We start from the raw sequence: 25686 nt of genomic DNA, 5'->3' as shown, positions 1-25686 counted from the left end.
CTCTTTATTTTTCCATATTCAGAATCGCTTCAATCATCCCGGCAATGGTGTAAACCTCTGCCTGAACATCGACCGCTAAACCCAGTTCTCTCATTTTATCTGAGGTTACAGGTCCAATCGAAACGCATTTTGCATTTTTAGTGTATTCCACATTTTCATCACCGATTTTTTCCACAAAGTATTGTACGGTTGTGGAGCTTGTAAAGGTGATGTAATCAATCTCTTTATTTTTCAGCATTTCTGCCACGTCAATGTCGGTATTGTCCTCACGAACTGTTTCGTAAATCTGGAATTCATCCACCGGGCACACCTTGCGGAGCGCCTCAACCACGTAAATCCGCGCGTTTTTGGAGCGCGGGATCAAGACCCGCGATGCTTCTGTCAAAAGCGGCATCAGGCCGTCAACCAGCTCTTCGCCGACATATTTTTTCGGTACAAAGTCCGCTGTGATTCCCTGCTCGGCAAGCAGTGCAGCCGTGGCGGAGCCGATGGCTGTTACATGAATGTTTCCGAGGGCTCTCGTATCTCTGCCGGAAGCCTTGAGCGCGTCAAAGAAAATCTCAACGCCGTTGGTACTGGTAAAAATAATATGACTGTATGCATTAAGGCTTCCAAAGCGCTCTGCCAGTGCGGCCACATTCTCTGGAATCGGCTCAATTTTGATGGTTGGGTACTCAATGGCGTTGCCGCCGAGCTCAGCGATCTGCGCCACCATTTTAGAACTCTGCTCTCTGGAACGGGTCACCACAATATTTTTTCCAAAGAGGGGCTTGCTGTCAAAAAAGCGCAGCTTTTCACGCTTGGTCACCACATCGCCGACCACGATCAGGCTTGGCGCTGTGATCTTAGCTTCTGCGGCAATACCGTAGATGGTTTCCAGCGTGCCTTCCACCACTCTCTGATAAGGGGTGGACGCGCGGTGCACCACCGCTGCCGGCGTATTTTTATCCATGCCGTTTTTCATCAGCTCGCCGGTAATCTTCTCAAGATTTTTAACGCCCATCAAAAACACGATGGTCCCTTTGGATTTGGCCAGTACCGGCCAGTCCAGTTCCGATTCTTCGGATTTCAGATGTCCGGTAACTACCTGAAAGGATGACACGCAGTCTCTGTGGGTAATGGGAATGCCGGCATAAGCCAGGCCGCCGATAACCGAGGTAATGCCTGGAATCACTTCAAAGGGAACCCCCGCGTCATAGAGCTCCTCACCTTCCTCACCGCCGCGTCCGAAGACATAGGGATCGCCGCCCTTTAAGCGGACAACGCTTTTCCCTTCCTTGCCCAGCCGGATCAGCAGCGCGTTGATTTCATCCTGGGGCAGCGCGTGGTTGGCGGCTCTTTTGCCAACATAAATCTTTTCACATTCCGGTTTTGTCCATTTCAAGAACTCCTCATTGACCAGTGCGTCATAGACCACTGCGTCGCAGGTTTTTAATTTTTCCATGGCCTTGACGGTGATCAGCCCCTTATCGCCGCAGCCGCCTCCAGCCAGGTAAACTGTACCCGGCTTCATTTCTGCCTCTACCATTTCTCTCAGTTCCTTTGCCAGGCGGTCTCCCATTTCGGCTTCTTCGCCCAGGGCTCCCTCTGTCTGTCCTTTGTATAAAATCGTGCCGTCCTCGTTGCCAAAAATGCCGTAAAGGGTCAGCTTTTCATCCTCCACATCACAGTATGCACCGATGGGGATATGACAGCTGCCGTTCAGGCTGATCAGGAACTGGCGTTCTGCTGTCATCTGTGCCTTGGTAACCGGGTTGCTGACAGATTCCATGAGTGTCTTAACCGTTTCGTTATCCTCACGGATTTCCACTGCCAGAATCCCCTGAGCGGGCGCCGATACAAACTGGCATGGGTCAAGAGGAATACAGGTATAGTCTTCACTCTCATAAACACCGATGCGTTTAAGGCCCGCCGCTGCTAGAATAATACCATCCAGGCCCTGCTCCTGCATTTTCCGGATACGAGTATCAATATTTCCGCGGATTCCCACCACTTCAAAATCCTTCCGGATATTTTTCAGCTGGTAAATCCGGCGCTTGCTCCCGGTGCCGATAACTGCGTTTTCGGGCAGCTCTTGGACGGCGTTTATCTTATGGGGCGTCAACAGCACATCCCTTGGGTCTTCCCGCATAGGCGGCACAGAAAGCATCAGCCCCTCAGGAAGCTCAGAGGGCATATCCTTCATGCTGTGAACAGCCATATCGATTTCACCGCTTAAAAGAGCATCCTCCAGCTCTTTGGTGAAAATGCCCTTATCCCCAATTTTATCAAGGGCTTTATGCTGAATCTTATCTCCTTTTGTCTTGATGATCTTGAGCTCAAAATCGACCTCGGGGTTTGCTTTTCTTAATTCCTCAAGAAGCCAGTTTGTCTGGACCACTGCCAGTTTGCTGCCTCTTGAGCCTACGATTATTTTCATATTTTCTCCACTTCTCTCTGCAATTCTTCAATGGTTAATGCTGTCAGCTCCCTGAGCTGCCTCTTTTTTTCCTCTGATGAGGACTCTGTTTTTAGCAGATGCCGCCTCAGCTGTTTAAGCAGCCTGAGCCGCTCTGCGTAACTTTCGTCGTATTTTTCTTCCAGCTCTTTTTTTATCTGGGTGGTCAGCGTTGGGCTTGCACCGTCAGTACAGACCGAAATCGTCAAGTCTCCCCGTCTCACCACTGAGGGAAAAATAAAATCAGAATGCTCGGGGTCGTCTGTAACGTTGCACCAGATACCGCGTATTTTACAGTTTTCAAGAATCTGGTCATTCAGCTCGCGCTGGTCTGTTGCCGCCACTACAAGATCCATACCGTCAAGGGCTGTCTCAATCCGGCAGTAGGCTTTGACATAACGAATGTTCTCAGCCGGCTTTTCAGGAACCTTCATGTTTTTGTCCACACAGGTCACAAAACACCCATACCCGGCTAGGGTTTCCGCACGCCGCATTCCTACTTTCCCACCGCCGATCACAAGGGCCTTTTTTCCGGTAAAATTAAGCAGAACCGGTCCTTTCATTGGGAATCCTCCACATTACCGCCAGAGAATAAAAACGCCAGTGTTTTTTCAAAGCGCAGGATATCGTCCTCGCTGTCCAGTGTTTTCAGCTGCTTGATGGAGGGCATGACCATCTCGCGGAATTTTGAATGGACAATTTTTTCAAGAAATTCCCTGTCTTTCCCCTCAAACTGATAGCGCTTGTTGAGAATCTCAATGGTCTCATCTGCCAGCTGGCCGGAAACCTGATTAAAATGCGCTACCATATTGTCCACTTTAGACTTCGTAATCCAAACCATGAGTCCGTCGATTTCCTCTTCGATCTCGAGGGCGATCTTTTCTGCCACCCTTTCGCGGTAATGCATTTTTTCATCAATAATATCTTTAAAATTGTCAATGGTCAGCAGCTCGACCTGGTCCATTTCTGAGACGGCTTCTTCAATATCCCTTGGCAGCGCCAGGTCAATGGCCATAAGAGGCTTTTTACGCTCTGGCATGAGTTCCCGTTTTAAGACAACGTGAGGAGAGGCCGTGGCTGAGATAATTACATCGATATCTTCAATGGCTTCATAGCGGTCCTCATAACGTATCATATTGACGCCCTCATAGATATCACGGTATTCATCTCCCGGATGATAGGTACGATTGGTCATATAGACGCTGTTAAACCCCTCTGCCGCCATGTAACGCAGCGCCAGAAGCCCCATCTTTCCAGATCCGATGATCAGCACCTTTTTATCCGCATAGTCCTCATAGGTCCTCTTAACGTGCTTAACCGCTGTCGAGCTCAGGGAGAGCGGCGTCTCAGAAATCTTATAAACAGTTTTAACCTTCTTGGCAAAGGTGACGGCTTCTCTGAAAGCCTTGGTTAAGTATTTTCCACAGCCGTGAACAGACTGGGACAATTCAAGGGCATCCTTTACCTGGCCTAATATCTGATCCTCACCCAGGATCATTGAATCTAGCCCGGTCACTACCCGGTAAAGGTGAAGGATGGCCTCTCTGCCCTTTTCACAGAACAGATAACTTCCGAGTTCTCTGGATTTCTCCTCAATGTAAAAATTTTTCAGCGCCTGGCCCGCTGCTTCCACATCGCGGGTCGCCACATAAATTTCGCTTCGATTACAGGTAGAAAGAATGATCACCTCTTCAATACACGCCTCTTCAAGAAGGCTCGCAATGCCTTCTTTTACGGTCCGCTTGATAAAAGCACCCTTTTCCCTGATTTCCAGAGGTGTGTCTTTATGATTGATTCCCACTACAACTAACTTCATTTCAATCCTTCTCCTTCAATCAAACATTCATTAAAAAGCAAATAAAAACCTCTTCCTTACGTCTCCGTAAAAAAGAGGTTTGTCAACAGAATTATTTATCCACGCTGTTTACTGCGGATACTACAATTAAATTAACGTTACTAAGTTCCCTTTTCCCTGGAGGTAATTATTAGCACTCTATTTAGTAGGTTTCCTGACTCATCGCATTATATTCTCCTTGCCTTCCCGGTTTTCATTCCAGTGGCATCATAAGGAGACTTAACGAATTACAGTGACCGGATCGCTCTGGATTTTCACCAGATTCCCTTTATCCTCTGTCTTTACCAAGGCAAAAACGAAAGAATCCAAAATAGATTTTACATTAGTCTTTCTTATTCAATTTTCGTTTCCAATTATATCACCAATCCGACTCAGGCGCTACCCCTTTTTATGGGAAATAAGCAGTTTTTTGCCGATTCCGCCAAATAATTCACATATTTTCTGTAATCGGATTACAGGCAATAAAAAACCGGTCTCTTTCTTAAGAGTCCGGTCATTTTATAGTCAACACTCGTTTGATGTTTCATGGCTCATTAAAAAAAGCATCATCATTCTTTCTGCGTATTCCTTTTTTTCATCGGGGCAATGCTCGAGAATGTCGAGCAGCGCGGTGTTTTTTTCCTTTTCATCCAGACTTTTGCCGAACAGGATGCTGTCCGAAGACATTTTTAACGCTTCGCAGAAACGTTCAAGACTCTTTAAGGAAAAGCCTTTGGTTCCCAGCTCGATATCTGTTAAAAAAGTCTGTGTAATCCCTATTTTCCGCGCCAAATCTTCACGGCTCATATTTAAAAAAGTTCTACGCTGCCGGATACGCTGGCCGATTGCCTTTTGATCTAACCTTGATTCCATTGTCTTCTCCTAAATTTCAGGGAAAACCAAATAAAAAACTGTGCAGGATAAAACCAACCATGCACAGTTATATGACACTTTTATAAAATGCTAACACAAATAAGCCCACTTATTTATAGGCTGTCCTCTTGTTTTTAGCACAAAAATAGCCTATAATAAGTAATGCGGTACGTGCCCCCCAGGGCCGTTGTGTATGGTGGTTGTGCACCTGCGCAAGCCGGATAAGTGTGCCAGCACTTTCCGGATGCCGCAATTTTTATTTAGTTTTCCCAATATATATACTTTATTATAAATCGAATCTCCCGTCAAAGCAATCTCTTTATTTAAAAACTTTTTATCTGCAATTGAAGTTATCATTTTAATTCAACCAATTATATCCTTTTTATTCGTTTTCTTATTTTTACCCGAATTTGTAATGTAAAAAACCCATTTTAGAATATTTTTATTCTTTCCTTTCCTTAACAACATTTTTTCTGTGTTTAATTTTCTTCAAAATGGGTAGACCTCATTCTAAGACGCTTACCTCTAATTCCGATATGGTAAAGGTTAAGCAAACGAGGATTTCTTTATAATTTTTTCTCAATTTAAATGTAACTTTTACTAAATGATGTTATACTGTAAGAATACCCCCAAAGGAGATTGTATTTTGAAAAAAGAAATTCCATTGTATCTATTTATTTGCAGAAAGATTGAGGATGATATTTACAACGGCAAATTAAAACTGGGTGACACCCTGCCATCTGAACCAAAAATCAGCAAACAAATGGGTGCCAGTCGTAATTCCGTTCGAAAAGCCCTGCGTCTATTGCAGGACAGCAATCTTATTTTCTGCTCCCATGGTAAAAATGCCCAGGTAATCTTTGACAGCCGACTGCCGGAACACCGTGAGGCTTATGAAAAGCGCTTTGAAAACCGGCGGCACGGCATCAGCGATACTTACCGGATGCTCTCTATTCTTTTACCCAGCATCATCACATACGGCGCTTCCAAATGCAGCCGCGAGGATTACATGACGCTCTACGAGATGACCGACAACCTGGACTCTTCCGACCCGATTGAGATGTTTGCCTTCCACTGCCGCTTTATCCGGAATATCCTGAGACGAACAGACAATCCTTTTGTCATTGAGCTTTTTGAACAGATCTGTGATTTTGTCCGGATTGATTCCATTTACAGCAGTATTACCGGCCACACGCTCCATGAAGATCTTTCAGAGGAAGCCATCAAGGGGTGGTACAAAGAGCTGCTCGACCATGCTGCCAAGCAGAATTTTAAACATTTTCATCACTCCCTGCTCCAGGGCCTTAATGAGATCAGCCAGCGCTTTGACGCGGCCTATATTGTAAACGCACCGGCTGCGCCTTCCGAAGCAGAAAGCTTTAACTGGTTTATCGACAATGCTCCGACACCTCTTTATCTGAGGATTGCCAGCGACATCATGTGGGAGAGCGAAAAATCTGGCAATGTAGCCGGCGATTTTCTCCCGTCCGAATCCGAACTTCGCAGCGTTTACGGCGTTTCGCCGGTTACTGTCCGAAAAGCTTTGTCTATCCTGAATTCCCTTGGTCTGACCAGAACCTTTAATGGAAAGGGCACCCAAATTGTCTTTGAGCGCTCCCATTCTCCCGAAGTTCTTGGCCAGCTTGACGAATATCTGAGCAGTCTTGAAATTCTGCGCTATTCCTGCAAAGCCATCGCCTTTGACGCTTTTAAATCCATAACTGAAAAAGACAAAAAGTATATCCTTGAGCTTCTGGAAAGCAAGAGCTACAGCCGCGGCGTTACCACAGCCTTAACCGATATTCTGATCTCGTCGATCCAGTCCCCGGCCATGCACAATATTTATGAGCATCTGAAAATTAAGCTGGCTTATGGCGTTATTCTTAAAACCTTTGTCAGCAACGACGATTATGACCGTGTCGACCGCCTTTTATACGGCGATATGGACAAGCTCGCAAAAGCTGTCACAAACAATGACACCGCCCTGCTGGGAAAAATCATTGAAAGCACCTACAGGCAAACCTATGAGTACTCAGAAAACAAACTAAAGCTTTTATACGCAGAGCAAACTGAAGAAATTAAAGAAAAAACTCCCTGATCTCAAAAAATGAAACCGCTTTAGTAAAATCTGCAAATGATTAACCCGGGTTTTCGTACTGGAAAAATTGGTAGGGGTCTTGAGACTTTTTTGCACTTAATATATAATTTAGACAGTTAGTTAAACTCAAAATTTTAGGAGGATCATTCTATTATGTTAGTATCAGCAAAAGAAATGCTTAATAAAGCAAAAGCAGGCCATTATGGTGTGGGACAGTTCAACATCAATAACCTTGAATGGACCAAAGCGGTTCTTCAGACGGCCAACGAACAGAGATCACCTGTTATCTTAGGGGTTTCTGAAGGTGCTGGAAAATATATGTGCGGCTACAAAACAGTTACCAATATGGTTAACGGAATGCTGGACGAATTAAATATTTCTGTTCCGGTTGCCCTTCATTTAGATCACGGCAGCTATGAAGGCGCAAAGGCCTGTATCGCAGCTGGCTTCTCATCCATCATGTTTGACGGTTCTCATCTTCCTTTTGATGAAAACATCGAAAAGACAAAAGAACTTGTTGAGATCTGCCGGGGCAAAGGCTTATCTCTGGAAGCAGAAGTCGGCGCCATCGGCGGTGAAGAAGACGGCGTCATTGGAACCGGTGAATTCGCTGATCCTGAAGAATGTAAAAAAATCGCTGATTTAGGCGTGACCATGTTAGCTGCTGGAATCGGTAATATCCACGGAAAATACCCAGAAAACTGGCAGGGTTTAAACTTCGACGTTTTAGCAAGAATCCAGGAAAAAACCGGCGATATGCCTCTCGTTCTCCACGGCGGCACCGGTATTCCGGATGAAATGGTCAGAAAAGCCATTGATTTAGGCGTTGCAAAAATCAATGTAAACACCGAATGCCAGCTCGTATTTGCCGAAGCAACCAGAAAATATATCGAAGCCGGCAAAGACCTTGAAGGCAAGGGTTTTGATCCTCGTAAATTACTGGCTCCTGGCACACAGGCCATCAAAGATATTGTAAAAGTAAAAATGGATCTTTTCGGCTCCACCGGAAAGGCCGACGCCTAAGCAGCGCAAAAAAAGTCCGGGACGTAACTTTTGGTTACGCCCCGGTTTTTTATTTTCGCTGTTTTAAAGCGCTTCTAGGTCTTCCTGGGTCAGCAGCTTGACGCCGTTTTTAGAAAGGGCCTCGACTGCTCTTTCGTTATCCTCTACTCTGAAAATCATGTAAGCCAGATCTTTTTTGCGGGTGATAAAGGCATAGGTGTATTCCAGGTTAATATTGCTGTCGCCCAGAATTTTCAGAATATTTTTCAGCGCTCCCGGTTCATCCGGAACAGCTGCTGCCAGTACCGGTGTCAGCTTAAAGATGTAGCCAGCCTCTTTGAGGACGGTCGACGCTTTATAGGAATCGTCCACAATGACGCGGACAATGCCAAAATCCTTGGTTTCGGCAAGGGAAAGGGCGCGCATGTCAATCTCATTTTCTGACAGCACATCCACAAACTTCGACAACTGGCCGGCTTTGTTTTCCACAAATACGGAAATCTGTTTAATAGTCATCATTTACACCTCGTTTAATATAAATTACGTTTATCAATGACGCGAACTGCCTTGCCTTCGCTGCGGGTAATGGACTTCGGCGCAACCAGCTGAACATTAGCATAGATGCCGAGCATGGCTTTGAGTGCGTCCACCAGTTCTTTTTCTCTGGCAGAAACTTCTCTCAGATTATCTGAGAACATTTCAAGGGTCATTTCAACCTGGACATCCAGCTTATCGCTGTTGTTTTCACGGCTGACAATGATCTGATAGTTTGCCGGATATCCCTTGTTTAAGAGCACTGTCTCAATCTGGGATGGGAATACGTTAACGCCCTTTACAATGAGCATATCGTCGCTGCGGCCCATGGGCTTGGTCATCTTGACATGGGTTCTTCCGCAAGAGCATTTTTCGCGGCTCAGGACACAGATATCGCGGGTACGGTAGCGGAGCAGCGGAAAGGCTTTTTTGGTAATACTGGTGAATACAAGCTCTCCTTTCTCGCCATCCGGCAGTACCTCGCCGGTATTCGGGTCGATGATTTCAGCGATAAAGTGGTCTTCATTGATGTGCATGCCTGTCTGCTCGCTGCATTCAAAGGATACGCCCGGACCTGATATTTCGGTGAGCCCGTAAATATCATAGGCCTTAATGCCAAGCTTATTCTGAATATCCTGGCGCATTTCCTCGCTCCAGGCTTCCGCGCCGAAGATACCGGCTTTCAGCTTAATTTCATCCTGAAGCCCCATTTCACAGACTGTTTCGCCCAGGAAAGCGGCATAGGATGGCGTACAGCAGAGAATCGTGGAGCCCAGATCCCGCATAAACTGAATCTGGCGGTCAGTGTTCCCTGAGGACATCGGCAGTGTCAGACAGCCCACCTTGTGGGAACCGCCGTTTAATCCGGGGCCTCCGGTAAACAGGCCGTAGCCGTAGGAAACATGCACCACATCTTCCTTAGTTCCTCCGGCCGCCACAATGGCGCGGGCGCAGCATTCGTCCCACAGGTCGATGTCATCCTGGGTATAAAAGGCGACGACCCGGCGCCCCGTGGTGCCGCTGGTTGACTGGATGCGCACACAGTTTTCCAGCGGCTCTGCCAAAAGGCCGTAAGGATAAGCCTCTCTCAGGTCATCCTTTGTTAAAAACGGCAGCTTGTGTAAATCGTCCACACCCTTAATATCGTCTGGGGTCACATTTTTTTCTTCCATCAGATTTCTGTAATAGGGGACGTTTTCATAAACATGCTTAACCGTCTCAACCAAACGTTCATCCTGCCAGGCCCGGATCTGTTCCCGTGAGGCACACTCGATTTCAGGCTGGAAATAATTCTCCATAATTTTCAATTCCTCTCTGTTATTCTGAGCACACGGCAGCTGCCCTATGCTTTATTATATTGTATACTTTACTATATCATACCATTTTGGCGCTTCACCGTAAACATAAATTCTTTTGTTCCTATGTATTAAAATTTATGCAAAAGCACTACGATTTGCGGCATCAAAAACTTTGATGGTTCACGCTACACCTCTATTTCCCCTGTCAAGATCAACTCGATAATCCCTTCTTCGCTTTCCGGCAAGTCATAGTCACCGTCCAGGCTCCCGGCTTTATGATAGACTAATCCCGCTTTCTCATTTCTCTCAAGACATTCCAGCAGTTTTTCTTTTCCGTAGATTTTAACGAACTGCGAAAAGGCCCTTATGCGCTTATCCTTTAGCATACTATCTTTACAGGGGAATGATTCGCATTCCCAGCAGCCGTCAAGGCCTCTTTTCAGGCAGCATCTATAATTTTTACAGCTTTCTTTATCCTTACATCCACTATCTCTGCAGCCTGGACAGTCCATCAACTCGCCGCAGATACAACACGCTAAGCCGCAATACGCAATTCCCAGCTCCTTTTTCATAAAAATCCCTCTTTCCGGAACGTATTTTCACTCCACACTCCCAGTAATAATAAAAATCGGGTTGGAGGCTTTCAGCATGGTGAGGCCGCCGATAAACTCACCCCGGCTGACGCCCACTTGGATCATGTCTACATCGGTAAAGTATTTGCGCATCAGGGTTGTTGCCAGAGATGCGTTTTCCATGGTGACAAAATTGGCTACCAGTCTGCCGCCCGGGTTTAGATGTTCCTTGCACCAGATAAAAATCTCCTCAAGCTGTCCACCGGTACCGCCAATAATCACCTTATCCACTTTTTCTTCAATTTCCTCAAGCACTGCCGGCGCTTTTCCCGGAATGATGGTCACATTGTCTGCGCCGAATTTCTCAATGTTCTGCTTTTCAAGCTCCAGCGCTGCCTCCTTAGCTTCGACAGCGTAAACTCTGCCCTTCTTTGCCGCGTAAGCCGCCTCCATGGTCAGGCCGCCAGTGCCGGCGCCAATGTCTACCACGATGTCCTTTTCCTGGATACCCAATAAAGAAATGGTCAGAATCCGGACCTCTCTCTTTGTCATCGGGGCCTTGCCCCGGATGTAATCTTCATCTTTATAGCCTGCTACTCTACTCATCTGCAATCACCACTACGGCCATGCCCTTTTCTTTAAAGCTAAGGCCTTCCTCCACTGTTAATCTTGTAATCCGTTCATCTGAATAGGAGAGATCTTCCCCAACATAGAGGAATTTTTCCCCATAACCGTTTTCCCTCAGCGTTTTGGCAATGTAGGCTGTGTTGTGTTCTCCATCCGTCAGAATGCCAATTTTTTTCCCTGTTGCGGCCCGGCCCGGTAAATCCTGATTCCTGCCATGCAGGCTCATCATTTCTGCGTCCTGCCAGGTCATGCCGATTTTAGCAAAGAGATACTGCAGGGAGGATATCCCCGGGATGGCTTCGATATCCTCTGACGGAATTCTCTTCTTCGTGTAGGTCAAAAGGCTGTAAAAGCCGCAGTCGCCTGACACGACAATGGCTGTCTTCCGGACCGGATAACATTCCTTCACACGCTGCATCAGCTCAGACAGCGGTGTTCCTCTGCCGATAATCATGACTTCCTTGCCTGTGGCATCAAAGCTTTCCAGATGCCGCTCCCCACATAAAATAACCTCTGCCGCGGCGATTTCCTTTTTAGCAATGGGAAGAATATAATCAGGGTGCCCCGGGCCAAGGCTTACTACTTTTAATTTGTGCATAGTGCTTTCACCATATCCTTTGCTCCAGCGCTTTCACCCAAAAGGCCGTGGGCCTTTGAGAAAATAATCGTCTCAATTTCGATATTATCATAAACCTTTGCCTCGCAGCGTTTTTTAACCGTTTCGGCCAGGTGGTCAAAATATCCTGGAAGCCTTTCCTCAAACAGATAGTCTACGGCCTCATCAGTAGTGGTGCTGTTCATAATTTTTTCGACGCTTGCCTGGCTGCCGCCAAGAAGCGCACAGTGGGCCGCCAGAATTTCCATCCGCCCGTCTGCCACAGCGCTGTGCGTGTTAAACAGGCCGCCTGCCACTTTTACCAGCTTGCCCAAATGCCCGACAAAGAGAATCTTTTTAAAGCCCATCCGCTCTGCTTCCTCAAGCATAAAGCCGATAAAATTGCTGGTTTTCACAAGCACCTCAGTGTTCAGATGGAGTGATTCCACAAAATCCTTGCCGTAATTTCCCGGAACAAAGATGATCTCATCGATTCCTTTTGCTTTGAGCATGGACAGCTCCAGCCGCATGGATTCCTTCAGGGCGTCCTCGCTCATGGGCTCAACAATGCCCGAGGTCCCCACGACGGACAGACCGCCGACAATCCCAAGTTTCGGGTTAAAGGTCCGTTTGGCAAGGACCTCTCCATCCGGTATGGAGACCTCTACCTCATAGCCGCCCTCCGCCTGGTACTCTTTCATAACCTTCATGATTTCGCGGGTGATCATCTCCCGCGGGACCGGATTAATGGCCGGTTCCCCCACCGGCAGGCTCAGGCCTTTCAGGGTAACCTTCCCAACGCCTCTGCCGCCTTTAAAAGTAATGCCAGGCTCAGCCTTTTCGGTCACCTTCACAAAAATTTTAACGCCATTTGTAATATCCGGATCGTCGCCGCCATCCTTGATCACTGAGCAGGAGGCCCAGTGATCACCGATCTCACAGTCAAACAGCTCAATGGTCAGCGGCCACCCCTTTGGTGTGTCAATGCCGATGGTCTCCAGCTTCTGACCGCCCAACAGCATGGACACCGCGCCCTTTGCCGCTGCTGTGGCGCAGGAGCCCGTAGTATAGCCGTAGCGCAGCCTCTTACCGCCTTTTTCTATATATTTTTCCAGCATATTATCCTCGCTAAAAAAGGCTTTTTAGTGGATAGTTTATAATTGACAGTGGATAGTTTCTGTAACTATCAACTATCCACTATCCACTGAAAAAAGCCTTTTTTTATCTTCTTATTTTCTTTTTAATCTCATCAGTCTAATGTGATGTCGTAATCCTTTTTGATCAGCAGGGTCGAAAGATATGGAATATCCCCCTTGAGCACTTCAATATCGCGGATAATGCTCTGAGTTTCCATACCGATATTGGATACCAGCACAAAGGAATTTTCCAGTCCGCGTTTTTCCAGCTCCTCTGCCAGACGTTTGTTGTCTGCGCTCACCTTCATAATAACAATGTTGCGGTGCACGTCCAGAATCTGCCGTATTTCCTCAATGGGCTGTGTCATTGCCACGATGCCCAGTGATTCCTCTCCCTGGGTCAGCGGAACATTGATCTGCGCAGCCAGGTTGCAGAAAGACGGTACGCCGGAAAGAGTTACCACCTCGACACCCCGCTCCAGAAGGTATTCCATCACATAGGAATAGGTACTGAATACCATTGGGTCGCCAAGGGTTAAAAAGACAACGCTTTTTCCCTCTTCCAGAATTTTTTCAATCTCATCTGCGTTTTCCTTCCACTGCTTTTCCAGCGTTTCGCGCTCTGCGCTTAAGGAAATCATCGGGAAAGACATCTCCACCACGCGCGTGTGATCCGTAATGTGGCTTTCCACAATCCGATATGCGATGCTTGGTTTCCCCATTTTTTTAGTCGGTGTGATGATCACATCTGCCGACTGCAGAATTTTGTGTGCCTTTACTGTCAGTAAATCCGGATCTCCAGGGCCGACGCCCAAACCATAAAATATACCTTTCATTCTTCCTCTTACCAATCCCGTCCTAATTTATAAAGCATGGCGTTTAAAATCGCCGCAACCACTGGGCTTCCGCCCTTTCTGCCGTTAATACGAATGTATGGAACCTCCAGGGCGTCCAGCTCGTCAAGGGCTTCCTTGGATTCTGCCGCACCCACAAAGCCGATGGGTGCACCCACAATTAAATCCGGCTTTGCTTTTCCTGCCTTGATAAATTCGATGAGCTTGTAGAGCGCGGTCGGCGCGTTGCCAATGGCAAAAATACCGACTGTATCGTCATCCAAAGCCTTTTCCATGCCCACCGTTGAACGGGTAACGCCCCGTTCCTTTGCGGCCTTTGCCACATCCTCGTCGTGAACATAGTTGACAATTTCAAGCTGATGGTCTGCCAGTGCTTTGCGGTTAACCGCAACCTTGATCATGCTGGTATCCGCATAGATCTTTTTACCGGCCTCGAGGGCTTTGAGCCCGCTCTCAACCGCGTTGTTTTTAAATTCAATCAGGTCGGCGTACTCAAAATCAGCGGTGGTGTGAATCACGCGCTTCACAATATCTGCAATCTCCGGCGGAAAGGTTTTTCCGCCAAGCTCCTCGGTAATAATCTCAAAACTTCTTTTTTCAATTTCTTTCGGGTTGTTGATATAAGCTGTCATTTAGTTTTCCTTTCGTTGTTTGTGCGGTGAATCCGCTTCATCTCTGGCTGTGGCCTAAAAGAAAGGCCTCGGCTTAATTTTCGATGGAGACTTTCAAGCCTCCGGGAATAATATTCTTCAAAAACAGCGCGTCGTAGTCCTTCTTAGGGACAACGTTCAGAAATCGCTGCATAAAAGCAGTGTAGTTAAAAGTCTCCTCACTGTACAGCACGCCGATCACTGTGCCGCTGTGGCCTGTAATAACCCCATGTCCGCCAAATTCCTCAGACAGGGCCACCAGTGCTTCAAGGTGGGGCTTGTATAAAATCTTCTGGTTGAGCCGCGCGCTCTCGGTACAGGCGTGTCCAATGGTGCTGAGGTTTTTATCCCGCAGCCCTTGTTTAAAAAGGTCCAGTACCGTTTCAAACCGCTCGACCTCCTGACGTGTGTAGCCATCCTGCTGACGATGAAAATTCATGGTGTTGACGGCTCCCTTGAATTCCACAATCAATATCTGCGCTTCCAGCTGTGCCTCAAAATTTATCAGCACATCGCCGCACACATGGTTGAAAAGATTCAGCCGTTCAAACATGATATTGTCGGTGGGCTCGATGAACACGCAGAGCTCTGCGATGGTTTTGTCGCTGAGGCCCAGATCATAGTAGGCACTCAGGCCCCTGGCAATCCCGGCAATGTCTGCGGTGCTGCTGGCCATTCCCTTTTCAATGGGAATTTCTGAGGACATCTGGATGTTTATATGATGCTTTTCCTCTCTTGGTATGCTGTATTCTGAGAAGATCAGATCAAGCATCTGAACGGCTTTGGTGTCGAGCATACGGGTCGCCGGTCCTTCCACAATACGGATATTGGAATAGAGGTCGACGGGACAGGATACAAGGCACGGCTGTTCCTGGTAGATTCCCTGGATAAATTCTCCGCAGGAACCCGGTGATTTAACCGTTACTGTTCTCACTGTCCTGTTCCTCCAAGCTTTTGATTTCTTCGGCTTTATCAAGGAGCGCCAGCAAAAACTGCGGGTTGCTGTAGAAGTGAATGTGCGGGTACCCGGCAAGGGTATTCCCCTGACAGAAGCCGCAGGTCCATTTCCGCTCTCCCTTCGTGATCTGGTAACGCGTGGGGATTGGCTCCTTCTCATGCACCAGACTGTGATGGAACTCATGCCCCTTAATCTGTATGGGCATGCCGTGGATCACGGTATCAATATCGATATAGCCAAACCGCTGAAGGCGCTTGGTCATCTTCGTATCCGCCTTAAAAAAGCCTGCCGCCTGATACTTTTCCCCGTCAAGCATCTCCATGCTTTCTGTCAGATACATGAGGCCGCCGCATTCTGCAAAACAGGGAAGACCATTTTCTAACGCAGCCTTAATGCTTTCCCTGAATCCCTGATTCTTCTCAAGGTCTCGCCCGAACATTTCGGGAAAACCGCCGCCGATATACAGAGCATCCAGACCCTTTGGCAGCTCGCGATCCTCAAGGGGGCTGAAGGGCACCAACCGGACGCCCAGCTTTCTGAGCGCGTTAAAATTATCCTCATAATAAAAGCTAAACGCTTTGTCCTTTGCAAACCCTATGGTCAGATCGCCATAACGCCCCGCAAAGGCGTCAAAGGGATCCTTCTGAACCTCCGGTATGGCTTCTCTGCGGCTGAGCGCCAGCATCCTGTCCAGGTCAATATGTTCCTCCGCCAGCGCCGCTGCTTTTTCCACCTGCTCTCGAAGTCCCTGAAGCTCATCCACCGGGATGAGACCGAGATGCCGACTGTTCATAACGATATCTGGACAGTTCGGAAAATACCCCACACAGGGCACCCCTGTACAGGTCTCAATCATTTCCTTTAAGAGCTGATAGTGGGATTCCGAAGCGATCTTATTGATGATCACCCCGGCAATTCGGGTTTCGGGGTCAAAATCCACATAGCCCTTTACCATCGCCGCCGCGCTTTTGGACATTCCCCGGCCGTCAATGATCAAAAATACCGGCGCGTCCACCACCTTTGACAGATAAGCGCTGCTGCCTACATCGGTCTTTAGTCCATGTCCGTCATAGAGTCCCATCACACCCTCGATCACTGCCACCGAATCCTCGGACAGCTTGTGATAAAACAAGGACCGGATGGTCTCACGATCCACCATCCAGGTGTCCAGATTGGTGGATTTTTTTCCAGTGACAAAGGTGTGGAACATCGGATCAATGTAATCTGGTCCGGTTTTAAAAGGTACAACCGCGCAATTTCTTTTGCACAGGGCAGACATCACCCCCATGGTTACCGTTGTTTTCCCAACATTACTGCTGACTCCCGCCAGCATAAAAGTATTCATAACACAATCTCCCAGGTATCCCAATTTCTAGCGCTGCTGAAGCATTTCCAGAAACGCATCGTGGTCTCCGATTTCGACCACTGTTTTCTTTTCACGTATCTTATTCAGACAGGCCTCCAGCCTGCCCTCGGTAAAATCATTATGAAGGCAGTTCGCGTGCAGATAAATCTCCGCGTCCAGCTTTTCAAGGCCTTCCAGATTATTGACATTGCCAAGTCCAAAGGGCACGTCCGCAATCAAAACAATGTCGGCATCCTGCATCAGCTTTAAATTTTCCTGCTGCTTTTCCATGGAAATGGTGGTAAATGGCCGTTCCTCCACAATATCGAGGTTCAGCGATTTACAGACCAGCCAGTCGTCACTGCCTTCATTGATGACACCAGCGGTTACCCGGTGCCCCATGTCGTCCAGCTCCTCAATGACCTTTGAAGCACCGCTGCCGCCGCAGATCACATGAATGTGCAGCGGATTCCGGGCCTCCTCGCCCTCAAGCACGCGGATGGGTACGATCTCCGGTTTTTCAAAAACCGCATTCTCACGCACCAGCATCTTCATATTATAAAGCTGTTTCAAATTTTGCTCAATGACCACGTCCGCTGGCGGCCCGTCTGCCACCACTCGGCCGCCCTGGATCATGATCAGGCGCCCACAGTAGCGCGACGCCAGATTAATATCGTGCAGAACGGCCACAACGGTCATATGGTCGTTTTTATTAAGCTGGTCAATCAGCTCCATAACCTCGATCTGATGATGCACATCCAGCGCGGAGGTGGGTTCATCCAAAAGAATAATGTCCGGCTCCTGGGCAATGGCCCGCGCGATGATCACACGCTGCTTTTCACCGCCGCTCAGCTCATTGAACATACGGCCTCTGAAGCCAAGGGTTTTGGTCATCTTCATAGCCTGCTCCACAATCCGGTAATCCTCGACGCTCTCGCGGTCCCTGTAGCTCAGATAAGGGTTCCTGCCCATGAGCACAATATCCTCAACCGTAAAGTCATAGTCGATATCAAAGGACTGGGGAACGACGGCCACCATCTGAGAGCGTTCACGCTGCTTAAGACCAGCGTTATCCCTGCCCTTTACCACAATCCGGCCGCCGGTAATGGGCAGAAGGCCCGACAGGCATTTGAGCAGCGTGGATTTGCCCGTACCGTTCGAGCCGATAAGGCCGACAAACTCACCCTTATGAATCTCTGCTGTAAAGCCCTTAATCACCTCTTTGCTGCCATAGCCGGTATGAACGCCTTCAAATTTCAACATAACAGCATCTTCCACTAACGGGTACCTCCTTTCTTCGATTTACGCAAAAGGTAAATAAAAAAGGGGCCGCCAAAAGCAGCGGTGATGATTCCCACCGGAATTTCCTGTGAGGAAACGGTCCGGGCCAGTGTATCGCAGATAATAAGGAAGGTTCCTCCAAACACCAGTGAAAAGGGCAGCAAAATCCGATGCTTCGGGCCGGACAAAATTCTTACAATGTGCGGCACCACCAGTCCGACAAAGCCGATAATCCCTGTCACGGAAACCACAGCCGCGGTAATCACAGATGAGACAATCAACACTTTTTTCTTCAGATGGTCGGTATTGACCCCAAGCTGTGTGGCCGCGTCCTCTCCGAGAAGCATGATATCCAGCTCCCGAACCGTTGTGAACAGGATCAGACAGCCGATGACCACGTAAGGTAAAACAGTAATTACCTGGTCCCATCCCTTACCGTTCAGACTCCCCATGGTCCAGAACATAATCTGATTCATGCTCTGAACATTGAAAATCATGAGCAGGGACATAAAAGCCGTCAGCGACTGGCTCACGGCAATCCCGCTCAGCAGCAGGGACGCAACCGGCACTTTTCTCCCGACCTTTGAAATGTTATACACTAAAAAGATCGCCAGAAAGGCGCCTACAAAGGCTAGAACAGCGGTCCCATTTAATCCCAGGAAACCTGCTGAAAAGTGCATGACAATTCCAATGGACGCGCCCAGCGCCGCACCGGAAGACACCCCCAGAATAAAAGGATCTGCCATGGGGTTCTTGAAAATCCCCTGATAGGCCGCGCCGCAGACTGCCAGCGCTCCGCCTGTCAGAAAGCCTAAAATGACTCTCGGCAGCCGTACATTCCAGATAATCGCAATATTACCGGCCGATATTCCCTCCATGTTAACAGGAAGGTGCAGCACCTCGTGCAGTAAAATCCTGTTAGCGTCGCCAAAGGGAATGGAGGTAATGCCTACGATGGTGCATAAATAAATTAAGATCAGGCACCCTACAATGGATAAGGGCATCGCGTATCTTTTCATCTTTGTTTTCATCCGACCTCTTCCTTAACCGTCTGTTTAAAACCTCCGCTGGGGGCAAAAGCCCCCCTGCGGAGAAATCTTTCTACTTAAACTGATCCGGATAAACGGCTGTAGCCAGCAGCTCCAGCCCATCGACAATACGCGGTCCGGGGCGCTGGATCAGGTCGCTGTCCGGAGAGAGCATTTCGTAATAGACAATGGCGTCGTTCTTGACAGCATTGACCTGGTCAAAGCCCGGCACCTTTTTGATCTCGTCCGGTGTGGTAAAGAAGGACACATAGACGTCCGGGTTCTTTGCGATAATCTGTTCAACGCTCAGCTGCGGCCAGTCTGTGCCGGCGTCTGAGGCAATGTTTTTGGCGTTAATATCCTTAAGCATATTGCCCAGCAGGGAGTTATCTCCGGCGCTGTAATAACCGCCAATATCGATAAAGACTGATTTCTGCGGATTGGCTGCCGCAGCCTTTTCCTTAATCTCATCATATTTTTTCGTCATGCTGTCGGTGATTTCCTTGGCCTTATCATTGGCGTTAACCACCTTGCCAGTATTAATGATGGTGCTTTCCACCGCGTCCACAGACATTGGTGTGTAAGTAATAACCTTTGCGCCGGTGGCTTCAATCTGACTGCGGACATCATCGCTGATCAGATCACCCGCCAGAACGACATCCGGGGCCAGGGAAATAATCTTTTCCACATTGGGATTATTGTAATCGCCAATCGACGCTACCTGGGCAGCTTCCTCGGGATAATTGCAGTAATCGGTCCGTCCGACCACCTTGTCTCCCACACCCAGGGCAAACAGGATTTCGGTGTTTGCGGGTGACAGAGACACGATCTTTGCGGGTTCCTTTTCGATTTCCACATTATTGCCCAGATCATCGGTAATGGAGATTGGGTAAGCGGTTTCTCCAGTAACCGCGCCGGAAGCTTCTCCACCCTTCTGGCTATTCTGAGCACAGCCTGCCGCGCCAAACAACAGCGCCGCGCAGGCCAGAGCCATCAGCAAACTTTTCAATACACTCTTCTTCATTGGTCCCTCCATAAATAAATTTAAAACTGCTTAAAACAAAGAAAACCGACCCCATGAGAGAGGCCGGATTATGATAATATACAATCCTCTACTTCCCTCCGAAGTGATTATATCGCTTTGCTTCAAGTGTCCTGACTCTTGCTTCCTTCTCCATCCTCCCTTCCCATCAGGATACGCCTGACAGTGGTCTATGAGGATCTTGTCTGCAATTACAGTAGCGGGGGCTGTAGCGGATTTCAACCGCTTTCCTCTAACAAAACAGCATCATTAAGTTGTTAATTGAAGTTTAGCACAAATCCCCGAATTGTGCAATTAGAAATTATTGTTCTCCAGATCTAGACTGTTCCGAACTGCACGGCAGAACTCAAGGGGCTCCCGCTTTTTCCACGCATCGCTTGCGATAACCTCGTAGGAGATAAAATCCACGCCGGTGCTCAGGATCTCAGGCATGACCTCACAGAAGGGGATTTCACCCTCGCCCGGTATCCAGTGCCGGTCAATATGCAGGTCATTGTCGGACAAATGCAGCGCCTTGATCCGGTCTTTGTAGGTTTTAAGAATCTTACCTCTGCCGCAGGGCAGCATATAGTCATGGGAGCTGTCATAACACATACCAAAATGATCGGCCTGGATGGCGTCCAGCAGTCCCTTCAGCAAAAACTGCCGCGACACATTTTCAACGGCGATATTGACGCTGTACTTCTCCCCGGCCTCTGCCAGCTCTGAGAAAAAAGCCAGCCCATTTTCCCATTTATAGGGGCCAAGGTCCAGATCATTAGTGTGTACCACCACAGCTGGAATCTCGAAGGTACGGCAGTCCCGCACAAAACTGACAAAGGTATCTAAAAGCGCTCTGGTCTGTGCAGGCTCCTTTTCCCAGATGTCGTTATAACCGATAAAGGGCGCGTGAATATTGGTGATTCCAAGCCCCTTGCTCCGCACAATGTCCGGAAATTTTTCTTTCTCCAGATAATAGGGCTCGCACTCGTCCTCCCAGGAAATCATCACCTCGTCAAAACCGGCTTCTTTGATCATGTCAATGCGCTCCTCAAAAGGCATGAAGTAGCCAAACCACGAAAACATACTGTATTTCATCGGCTTCCTCTATTCACCCTGAAGCCTGGGTATGCTCAGGTCAAAGGGCGGATATACAACGCCCTTTTCTGTGATGATGGCTGTGACATTCTGATGCGGGGTCACGTCAAAGGCCGGGTTTTCCATGCGCACACCGTCCGGCGCGATCTGCTGTCCTTTGATATGGCTGATCTCTCTTGTGTCCCGTTCCTCAATGACAATATCATCGCCGGACCACATATTAAAATCAATGGTTGAGGTGGGCGCTGCCACATAGAAAGGAATGCCATGGGCTTTTGCCAGAATGGACACGCTGTAGGTTCCAATCTTATTGGCCACGTCGCCATTTCGGGCGATGCGGTCTGCCCCCACCACCACACAGTCGATTTTTCCCTGCTTCATCATCCAGCCGGCCATATTGTCTGTGATCAGTGTGACTGGAATGCCATCTTTTTGAAGCTCATAGGCGGTGAGACGGGCCCCCTGCAGAAAGGGTCTTGTCTCATCGGCGTAGACGGATATCTCCTTGCCTGCCTCCCAGGCGGCGCGCACAACGCCGAGGGCTGTCCCGTAATCCGCTGTGGCGAGGGCTCCTGCATTGCAGTGGGTCAGGATGGTATCCTTACGGTGGATCAGCTCTGCACCGTAAGCGCCCATATCCCGGCACATCTTAATATCCTCACTGCAAATGGCGTCTGCTTCGGTTTTCAGGAGCGCTGTGATCTCTGCCACTGTTTTTTCCGAGTTGTTTTTGATCACGCCCTCCATCCGGTCCACTGCCCAGAACAGGTTGACTGCCGTTGGCCGGGTGGCACGAAGCACGTGGCAGACAGTCTCCATTTCCTTTAAAAAGGTCTCCTTCGGCAGCTTTTCAAATTCCAGCGCGCCAAAATAAACGCCGTATCCGGCCGTCACTCCGATGGCCGGCGCCCCGCGGACAATCATATCCACAATGGCGGCGGCAATCTCGCGGTAGTCGGTGTAACTGTGCGTTACCTCCTCGGTTGGCAGCAGAGTCTGGTCAAGCATTTTTAAAGCGCCATTTTCATAATAAACAGGTTTCATCATTCTTCCTTTCTCGCTATCTGAAAAAGCCTCCCTTGGTTAAGGGAGGTCAGGACGTCGGCAAAGTCGGTCATGAGCTGCAAAGAGAAAGCTTGAAGCCCTTTGAGTTAAAAATTGAAAGTTGAAAGTGGAAAGTTATGGAACGTTTTCGCTGACGCAAAAACGACTGGAACAGCGGCCACAGGCCGCATTCAATCAAATCGGCCAACGGCTGATTTGCCCCTGAACTTTCAACTTTCCACTATCCACTTTCCACTTCAAAAGCCTCTTTTTAACGCTTTATCTCTTGCGGACATCCTTTGTCTGCCGTCTGGCCTTCCTTGGTTAAGGGAGGTATCTTTTTTATATGCGTTCAATCATCTTAAAAATCAGCTGTTTCACCCGGTCGTTGTTATCCTCGAGCACACGCATCACATCCTCGGCCTGCACAGGCTTGATATCCGGGCGGCCCTCCAGTCCGGCATCGTAATCTGTGATCAGGGCGATGTTGACAACCGGAATCCCCTTTTCCATGCACAGGTATCCTTCCGGATACTGGGTCATATTGACGACATCCGCTCCCATCATGGCAAACATGCGGCTTTCGGCACGGGTCGAGAACCGGGGGCCGTTGACCACAACAACGGTCCCGCCGTCATGGGTTTTAATCCCCAGCTTTCCGGCTTCCTCAAGGGCAATCTGACGAAGGCCGGGATCGTAAGGATCGGCTGAGCTCAGGTGAACCACATTGGGGGTCTCGTTAAAGGTATCCTTGCGGCCTGATGTCATGTTGATGAACTGGTCGGTGACTACAAAATCCCCCGGTTCGATTTCCGGACGCAGCGAGCCAACGCAGCAGGGTGAAATCAGCGCCCGGATTCCCAGCTGCGCAAAAGCGTCGATGTTGGCCCGGTAGTTAATTTCGGAGGGGTTCAGGGTATGGTCTTTGCCGTGTCTTGGCATAAAGGCCACCTTTTTGTCGCCGACAGTCACCAGGCTGATGGCGTCGGAGGTTTTGCCGTAGGGTGTGTCCACCTCAATTTTTTTAACGTCCGGATACAGCTCATAGAGACCGGAACCGCCGATCACGCCGATGTCTGCTTTATAATATAACATTGCTTATCTCCTTGTTCCTTTATATTACTGTAAATCCCAGTGATGACTTGAAATGCTCCAGGGCCCATTTGTGGCCCTCGGCATTAAAGCTCGCCACACGGTTTTCGTGAACAGTGACCGCATAACCCAGATTATAGGCGCTGATGGCTGTGTGCAGCACACAAATGTCTGTGCACACACCGGCCAGCTCCAGCTTCCTGATATGGTTCTGCCTGAGCAGAATATCCAGCGCTGTCCCGGCAAAGGCGGAATAGCGGAACTTATCCATGTAGAAAACCTGCCTGTTTTCAAGCGCCTGATAGCCCCGCAGCTTTTCATCTGTCTTTCCATACACGGCTCTGCCCGGGCTTCCCAAAAGATTATGGGGTGGGAACAGCGCCGTCTCGGGGTGTGTCCCGTCGTTTTCCAGATGTAGGTCGTTCACCACAAAGACCATGCCGCCGCCCTCAAGGGTTTCGCCGACTGCGGCCGCCAGGTTCTCATCAATGGCCTGGGCGGGCGCGCCGGCGGTCAGCTTACCGTCAGGCGCGACAAAATCATAAGTATAATCGATCAGAATGAGTGCCTGATTCATGCTACCACTCCTTCAGCTTAATAATTTTTCTTCCAGCCGCCCTTTTTAAAGCCATCGTCCTCGTCAAGATTCGTGGCTTTAAAGCCCAGCCATTTGTATTTGGAATCATCTTCCTCTTCAGTGGCTATAGGCTCTTGGGCTGCAGGCTGAGGCTCCGGTTCATTAAATACTGGCGTTTCCTCGGGGATAAAATCGTCTCCGACAACATCCTTGGCGATTTCGATGGCAGCGCTGAGCACATTGGCCACGCTGGAGGCGTCCAGAAGCTCAATTTCTTCCTCGACAGGCTCTGGAGCCGGCGCAGGCTGCGGCTGTGGTTCGGGGGCGGGCTGCGGCGCGGGCTGAACCGCTGCGGGTTCCTCCGCTTCCGTCGCATTTTGGGACGGGAGGCTCTGGGGCGCTGTGTCCTCCGGCGCTGGTTCCGGTTCGTCTGCCTGCGGCGTCGCACACTCCGGCGCTTCCGCTGTTTCCATTACCTTGGCAGGGCTTTCCTCAGCCTTTTCTTCCTCAGGAACGTTAAATTTGGGAATCGGCCGCTTTTTTAATTCCTCTTCGGCTTCCTCGACACTCCGTTTAAAGCCAAGCCACTTGTATTTGGCGTCTTCCTCATCCTCAGAGGCGGACACCTCAGGCTGAGACGGTGTCTCTGGAGCAGCGGGTTCCGGTTCTGCAGCGGGTTCAGGCTCTGGGCTGGACGCGATCATTTCATCGACCAGCGCGGCGGTTTCTTCAGGTGCCAGGGGCGCTTCCTCTGGCTCTTCCTCCCGCCAGGGGCGCTCTTTGACATAGTCGCCGCTGTCTAAAGCTTCGCTTTTAAAGCCGATCCAGCTTTTTTGTGGCTTGTAGGCAGGATCCTCGGCCTTTTCCTGATTCTGCTTTTTCATATTGTCAAGCCAGCTTTCCTGGCGTTTAACACTTGGGCGCACTTCGTTCCGGGCTTCAGGTGCTGTGTCCGAAAAACGCAGCCAGCTCTTTTTAGCGTCTGGGAAATGGGCTTTGATGGCATCCATGGGAATCTTCTCATTGCTCATAAGCGCCATCACCGCGCACAGTTTTTCCGGCAGGTGGCCTTCCTTTGGCCAGAGCAGGAGCACACCGATCTCATACTTACAGATAGCGTCCACATCAAAGCCAAGGGACTCGAGCGAGAACCGCATGAGCTCCGGATGACGGCACTTCTGTCCTTTTGGCTTAGCGCAGCCTTCTCCTGAAATATCGCAGACATGGCAGTTGCCCGGCATTAAGGACAACGTGCCCGGAAATTCTGCCTCCAGATCCAGAAGATCCTTCCATGATTCAACCTTCATGGCCTGCATAACCTGCTTGCAGTACTCGGCCACAGGCTGAATACCGAAGATTTTCTGGCGGTCCTCCCGTGGAATTTCATACTCTCTGGCAATCAGGTACATATACTTAAATTCCTTTAAAAACAGAGCCTCGTCGAAGGCGTAGTCCGGGCAGGACCAGTATTTGTTGTAGTTGGGACAAGCCGCGCAGTAGCGGCGGGTTTTTCGCAGTTGATGATACTCTTCGAGCATTTTGTCCATTTCTACCGGACCGATGCTAAATTTGTGAATATAATCCATCCCATTACCTCTTTTCATCTATACAAAATTTCATCTCATCAGACACAATGTTCGGGTAAATTTTAGCAAATTTACATTTAGATTCATTGTACCTTACCTTTAAACGAACATCAACCCAACTTTTTGTCTATTACAGATAACTTTTC

Annotated in this window: 24 protein-coding genes and 2 riboswitches; of the genes, 2 read left to right on the top strand and 22 right to left on the bottom strand. The window is 48.9% G+C overall.

All coding sequences use genetic code 11. The features are described from left to right. Nucleotides 1-4: 4 nt before the first annotated feature. The 4 genes from hemC to CPZ25_RS16655 all read right to left on the bottom strand — a co-directional run bounded on the left by hemC (nt 5) and on the right by CPZ25_RS16655 (nt 5144). Nucleotides 5-2419, bottom strand: a complete 2415-nt coding sequence (gene hemC / locus CPZ25_RS16670) for a hydroxymethylbilane synthase (protein ID WP_096920133.1) — start codon at nt 2417-2419, stop codon at nt 5-7. Next, nucleotides 2416-3000 carry a precorrin-2 dehydrogenase/sirohydrochlorin ferrochelatase family protein gene (locus tag CPZ25_RS16665; protein ID WP_096920134.1) on the bottom strand — a complete coding sequence of 195 codons (585 nt, stop codon included), beginning with the start codon at nt 2998-3000 and terminating at the stop codon, nt 2416-2418. Before CPZ25_RS16665 ends, hemC begins: the two co-directional genes overlap by 4 nt. Continuing rightward, nucleotides 2997-4253, bottom strand: coding sequence for a glutamyl-tRNA reductase (hemA, locus tag CPZ25_RS16660; protein ID WP_058695760.1), 1257 nt, complete (start codon nt 4251-4253; stop codon nt 2997-2999). The genes CPZ25_RS16665 and hemA overlap by 4 nt, the downstream gene beginning before the upstream one ends. Before the next feature lie 166 nt (nt 4254-4419). Next, nucleotides 4420-4602, bottom strand: a riboswitch (cobalamin riboswitch). Between the two features lie 194 nt (nt 4603-4796). Further along, the gene (locus CPZ25_RS16655; protein ID WP_058695761.1) at nt 4797-5144 is read right to left on the bottom strand and encodes a helix-turn-helix domain-containing protein; all 348 of its coding nucleotides are present in this window, start codon (nt 5142-5144) and stop codon (nt 4797-4799) included. Nucleotides 5145-5790: 646 nt separating this feature from the next. Between CPZ25_RS16655 and CPZ25_RS16650 the strand changes: the two genes are divergently transcribed. Then, nucleotides 5791-7242, top strand: a complete 1452-nt coding sequence (locus CPZ25_RS16650) for a GntR family transcriptional regulator (RefSeq protein WP_167495259.1) — start codon at nt 5791-5793, stop codon at nt 7240-7242. A gap of 153 nt (nt 7243-7395) precedes the next feature. Beyond that, nucleotides 7396-8265: a class II fructose-1,6-bisphosphate aldolase gene (gene fba, locus CPZ25_RS16645; protein ID WP_058695763.1), complete on the top strand. Its 870-nt coding sequence runs from the start codon at nt 7396-7398 to the stop codon at nt 8263-8265. A 63-nt stretch (nt 8266-8328) separates the two neighbouring features. On the opposite strand, the gene CPZ25_RS16640 is transcribed toward fba, so the two are convergent. From CPZ25_RS16640 to CPZ25_RS16555, 18 genes are all read right to left on the bottom strand, one after another. Beyond that, complete coding sequence (locus CPZ25_RS16640) at nt 8329-8763, bottom strand: ACT domain-containing protein (protein ID WP_317985601.1); 435 nt, start codon at nt 8761-8763, stop codon at nt 8329-8331. Between the two features lie 11 nt (nt 8764-8774). Then, the gene (locus CPZ25_RS16635) at nt 8775-10076 is read right to left on the bottom strand and encodes a phenylacetate--CoA ligase family protein (protein ID WP_058695764.1); all 1302 of its coding nucleotides are present in this window, start codon (nt 10074-10076) and stop codon (nt 8775-8777) included. A 185-nt stretch (nt 10077-10261) separates the two neighbouring features. Then, nucleotides 10262-10648 (bottom strand): DUF3795 domain-containing protein, encoded by a 387-nt coding sequence (locus CPZ25_RS16630; RefSeq protein WP_058695765.1) that lies wholly within the window; start codon nt 10646-10648, stop codon nt 10262-10264. 27 nt (nt 10649-10675) lie between these two features. After that, entirely contained in the window at nt 10676-11254 is a 579-nt protein-coding gene (cbiT, locus tag CPZ25_RS16625) for a precorrin-6Y C5,15-methyltransferase (decarboxylating) subunit CbiT (RefSeq protein WP_096920136.1), read from the bottom strand. Then, on the bottom strand, nt 11247-11873 hold the full coding sequence (cbiE, locus tag CPZ25_RS16620; RefSeq protein ID WP_096920137.1) for a precorrin-6y C5,15-methyltransferase (decarboxylating) subunit CbiE: 627 nt from the start codon (nt 11871-11873) through the stop codon (nt 11247-11249). The genes cbiT and cbiE overlap by 8 nt, the downstream gene beginning before the upstream one ends. Further along, a complete protein-coding gene (gene cbiD / locus CPZ25_RS16615; protein ID WP_096920138.1) occupies nt 11861-12988 on the bottom strand; it encodes a cobalt-precorrin-5B (C(1))-methyltransferase CbiD in 1128 nt (375 codons plus the stop codon). Before cbiD ends, cbiE begins: the two co-directional genes overlap by 13 nt. A 131-nt stretch (nt 12989-13119) precedes the next feature. After that, nucleotides 13120-13842 (bottom strand): precorrin-2 C(20)-methyltransferase, encoded by a 723-nt coding sequence (cobI, locus tag CPZ25_RS16610; RefSeq protein ID WP_096920139.1) that lies wholly within the window; start codon nt 13840-13842, stop codon nt 13120-13122. An 8-nt stretch (nt 13843-13850) separates the two neighbouring features. After that, a complete protein-coding gene (locus tag CPZ25_RS16605; RefSeq protein ID WP_058695770.1) occupies nt 13851-14492 on the bottom strand; it encodes a precorrin-8X methylmutase in 642 nt (213 codons plus the stop codon). A 73-nt stretch (nt 14493-14565) separates the two neighbouring features. Next, nucleotides 14566-15444, bottom strand: coding sequence for a GHMP family kinase ATP-binding protein (locus tag CPZ25_RS16600; protein ID WP_096920140.1), 879 nt, complete (start codon nt 15442-15444; stop codon nt 14566-14568). After that, on the bottom strand, nt 15425-16813 hold the full coding sequence (locus CPZ25_RS16595) for a cobyrinic acid a,c-diamide synthase CobB (RefSeq protein ID WP_096920141.1): 1389 nt from the start codon (nt 16811-16813) through the stop codon (nt 15425-15427). Before CPZ25_RS16595 ends, CPZ25_RS16600 begins: the two co-directional genes overlap by 20 nt. 27 nt (nt 16814-16840) lie before the next feature. Continuing rightward, nucleotides 16841-18076, bottom strand: a complete 1236-nt coding sequence (locus CPZ25_RS16590; RefSeq protein ID WP_243129317.1) for an ABC transporter ATP-binding protein — start codon at nt 18074-18076, stop codon at nt 16841-16843. A 14-nt stretch (nt 18077-18090) separates the two neighbouring features. Beyond that, nucleotides 18091-19125 carry a FecCD family ABC transporter permease gene (locus CPZ25_RS16585; RefSeq protein WP_096920143.1) on the bottom strand — a complete coding sequence of 345 codons (1035 nt, stop codon included), beginning with the start codon at nt 19123-19125 and terminating at the stop codon, nt 18091-18093. 70 nt (nt 19126-19195) lie between these two features. Next, a complete protein-coding gene (locus tag CPZ25_RS16580) occupies nt 19196-20146 on the bottom strand; it encodes an ABC transporter substrate-binding protein (RefSeq protein ID WP_096920144.1) in 951 nt (316 codons plus the stop codon). A 107-nt stretch (nt 20147-20253) separates the two neighbouring features. Then, nucleotides 20254-20445, bottom strand: a riboswitch (cobalamin riboswitch). A 13-nt stretch (nt 20446-20458) separates the two neighbouring features. Next, nucleotides 20459-21241, bottom strand: coding sequence for a sugar phosphate isomerase/epimerase family protein (locus CPZ25_RS16575; protein WP_074617971.1), 783 nt, complete (start codon nt 21239-21241; stop codon nt 20459-20461). A 9-nt stretch (nt 21242-21250) separates the two neighbouring features. Beyond that, nucleotides 21251-22285 carry an S-methyl-5-thioribose-1-phosphate isomerase gene (gene mtnA, locus CPZ25_RS16570; RefSeq protein ID WP_058695777.1) on the bottom strand — a complete coding sequence of 345 codons (1035 nt, stop codon included), beginning with the start codon at nt 22283-22285 and terminating at the stop codon, nt 21251-21253. Nucleotides 22286-22627: 342 nt separating this feature from the next. Further along, a complete protein-coding gene (locus CPZ25_RS16565) occupies nt 22628-23380 on the bottom strand; it encodes an MTAP family purine nucleoside phosphorylase (RefSeq protein WP_096920145.1) in 753 nt (250 codons plus the stop codon). Nucleotides 23381-23399: 19 nt separating this feature from the next. Further along, nucleotides 23400-23954, bottom strand: coding sequence for a cysteine hydrolase family protein (locus CPZ25_RS16560; protein WP_096920146.1), 555 nt, complete (start codon nt 23952-23954; stop codon nt 23400-23402). A 17-nt stretch (nt 23955-23971) separates the two neighbouring features. After that, complete coding sequence (locus tag CPZ25_RS16555) at nt 23972-25540, bottom strand: DUF2284 domain-containing protein (protein WP_167495258.1); 1569 nt, start codon at nt 25538-25540, stop codon at nt 23972-23974. Nucleotides 25541-25686 lie beyond the last annotated feature (146 nt).

Source organism: Eubacterium maltosivorans, assembly GCF_002441855.2.
In the GTDB taxonomy this organism is placed as follows: Bacteria; Bacillota; Clostridia; order Eubacteriales; family Eubacteriaceae; genus Eubacterium; species Eubacterium maltosivorans.
Note: the sequence above shows the minus strand (reverse complement) of the source record. Positions and strands in the feature narration are given on the sequence as shown.

Bases quoted from the DNA above. Each gene is read 5' to 3' on its own strand.
- hemC (WP_096920133.1), bottom strand. From the start codon at position 2,419: ATGAAAATAATCGTAGGCTCAAGAGGCAGCAAACTGGCAGTGGTCCAG.
- CPZ25_RS16665 (WP_096920134.1), bottom strand. From the start codon at position 3,000: ATGAAAGGACCGGTTCTGCTTAATTTTACCGGAAAAAAGGCCCTTGTG.
- hemA (WP_058695760.1), bottom strand. From the start codon at position 4,253: ATGAAGTTAGTTGTAGTGGGAATCAATCATAAAGACACACCTCTGGAA.
- CPZ25_RS16655 (WP_058695761.1), bottom strand. From the start codon at position 5,144: ATGGAATCAAGGTTAGATCAAAAGGCAATCGGCCAGCGTATCCGGCAG.
- fba (WP_058695763.1), top strand. From the start codon at position 7,396: ATGTTAGTATCAGCAAAAGAAATGCTTAATAAAGCAAAAGCAGGCCAT.
- CPZ25_RS16640 (WP_317985601.1), bottom strand. From the start codon at position 8,763: ATGATGACTATTAAACAGATTTCCGTATTTGTGGAAAACAAAGCCGGC.
- CPZ25_RS16635 (WP_058695764.1), bottom strand. From the start codon at position 10,076: ATGGAGAATTATTTCCAGCCTGAAATCGAGTGTGCCTCACGGGAACAG.
- CPZ25_RS16630 (WP_058695765.1), bottom strand. From the start codon at position 10,648: ATGAAAAAGGAGCTGGGAATTGCGTATTGCGGCTTAGCGTGTTGTATC.
- cbiT (WP_096920136.1), bottom strand. From the start codon at position 11,254: ATGAGTAGAGTAGCAGGCTATAAAGATGAAGATTACATCCGGGGCAAG.
- cbiE (WP_096920137.1), bottom strand. From the start codon at position 11,873: ATGCACAAATTAAAAGTAGTAAGCCTTGGCCCGGGGCACCCTGATTAT.
- cbiD (WP_096920138.1), bottom strand. From the start codon at position 12,988: ATGCTGGAAAAATATATAGAAAAAGGCGGTAAGAGGCTGCGCTACGGC.
- cobI (WP_096920139.1), bottom strand. From the start codon at position 13,842: ATGAAAGGTATATTTTATGGTTTGGGCGTCGGCCCTGGAGATCCGGAT.
- CPZ25_RS16605 (WP_058695770.1), bottom strand. From the start codon at position 14,492: ATGACAGCTTATATCAACAACCCGAAAGAAATTGAAAAAAGAAGTTTT.
- CPZ25_RS16595 (WP_096920141.1), bottom strand. From the start codon at position 16,813: ATGAATACTTTTATGCTGGCGGGAGTCAGCAGTAATGTTGGGAAAACA.
- CPZ25_RS16590 (WP_243129317.1), bottom strand. From the start codon at position 18,076: ATGTTGAAATTTGAAGGCGTTCATACCGGCTATGGCAGCAAAGAGGTG.
- CPZ25_RS16585 (WP_096920143.1), bottom strand. From the start codon at position 19,125: ATGAAAACAAAGATGAAAAGATACGCGATGCCCTTATCCATTGTAGGG.
- CPZ25_RS16580 (WP_096920144.1), bottom strand. From the start codon at position 20,146: ATGAAGAAGAGTGTATTGAAAAGTTTGCTGATGGCTCTGGCCTGCGCG.
- CPZ25_RS16575 (WP_074617971.1), bottom strand. From the start codon at position 21,241: ATGAAATACAGTATGTTTTCGTGGTTTGGCTACTTCATGCCTTTTGAG.
- mtnA (WP_058695777.1), bottom strand. From the start codon at position 22,285: ATGAAACCTGTTTATTATGAAAATGGCGCTTTAAAAATGCTTGACCAG.
- CPZ25_RS16565 (WP_096920145.1), bottom strand. From the start codon at position 23,380: ATGTTATATTATAAAGCAGACATCGGCGTGATCGGCGGTTCCGGTCTC.
- CPZ25_RS16560 (WP_096920146.1), bottom strand. From the start codon at position 23,954: ATGAATCAGGCACTCATTCTGATCGATTATACTTATGATTTTGTCGCG.
- CPZ25_RS16555 (WP_167495258.1), bottom strand. From the start codon at position 25,540: ATGGATTATATTCACAAATTTAGCATCGGTCCGGTAGAAATGGACAAA.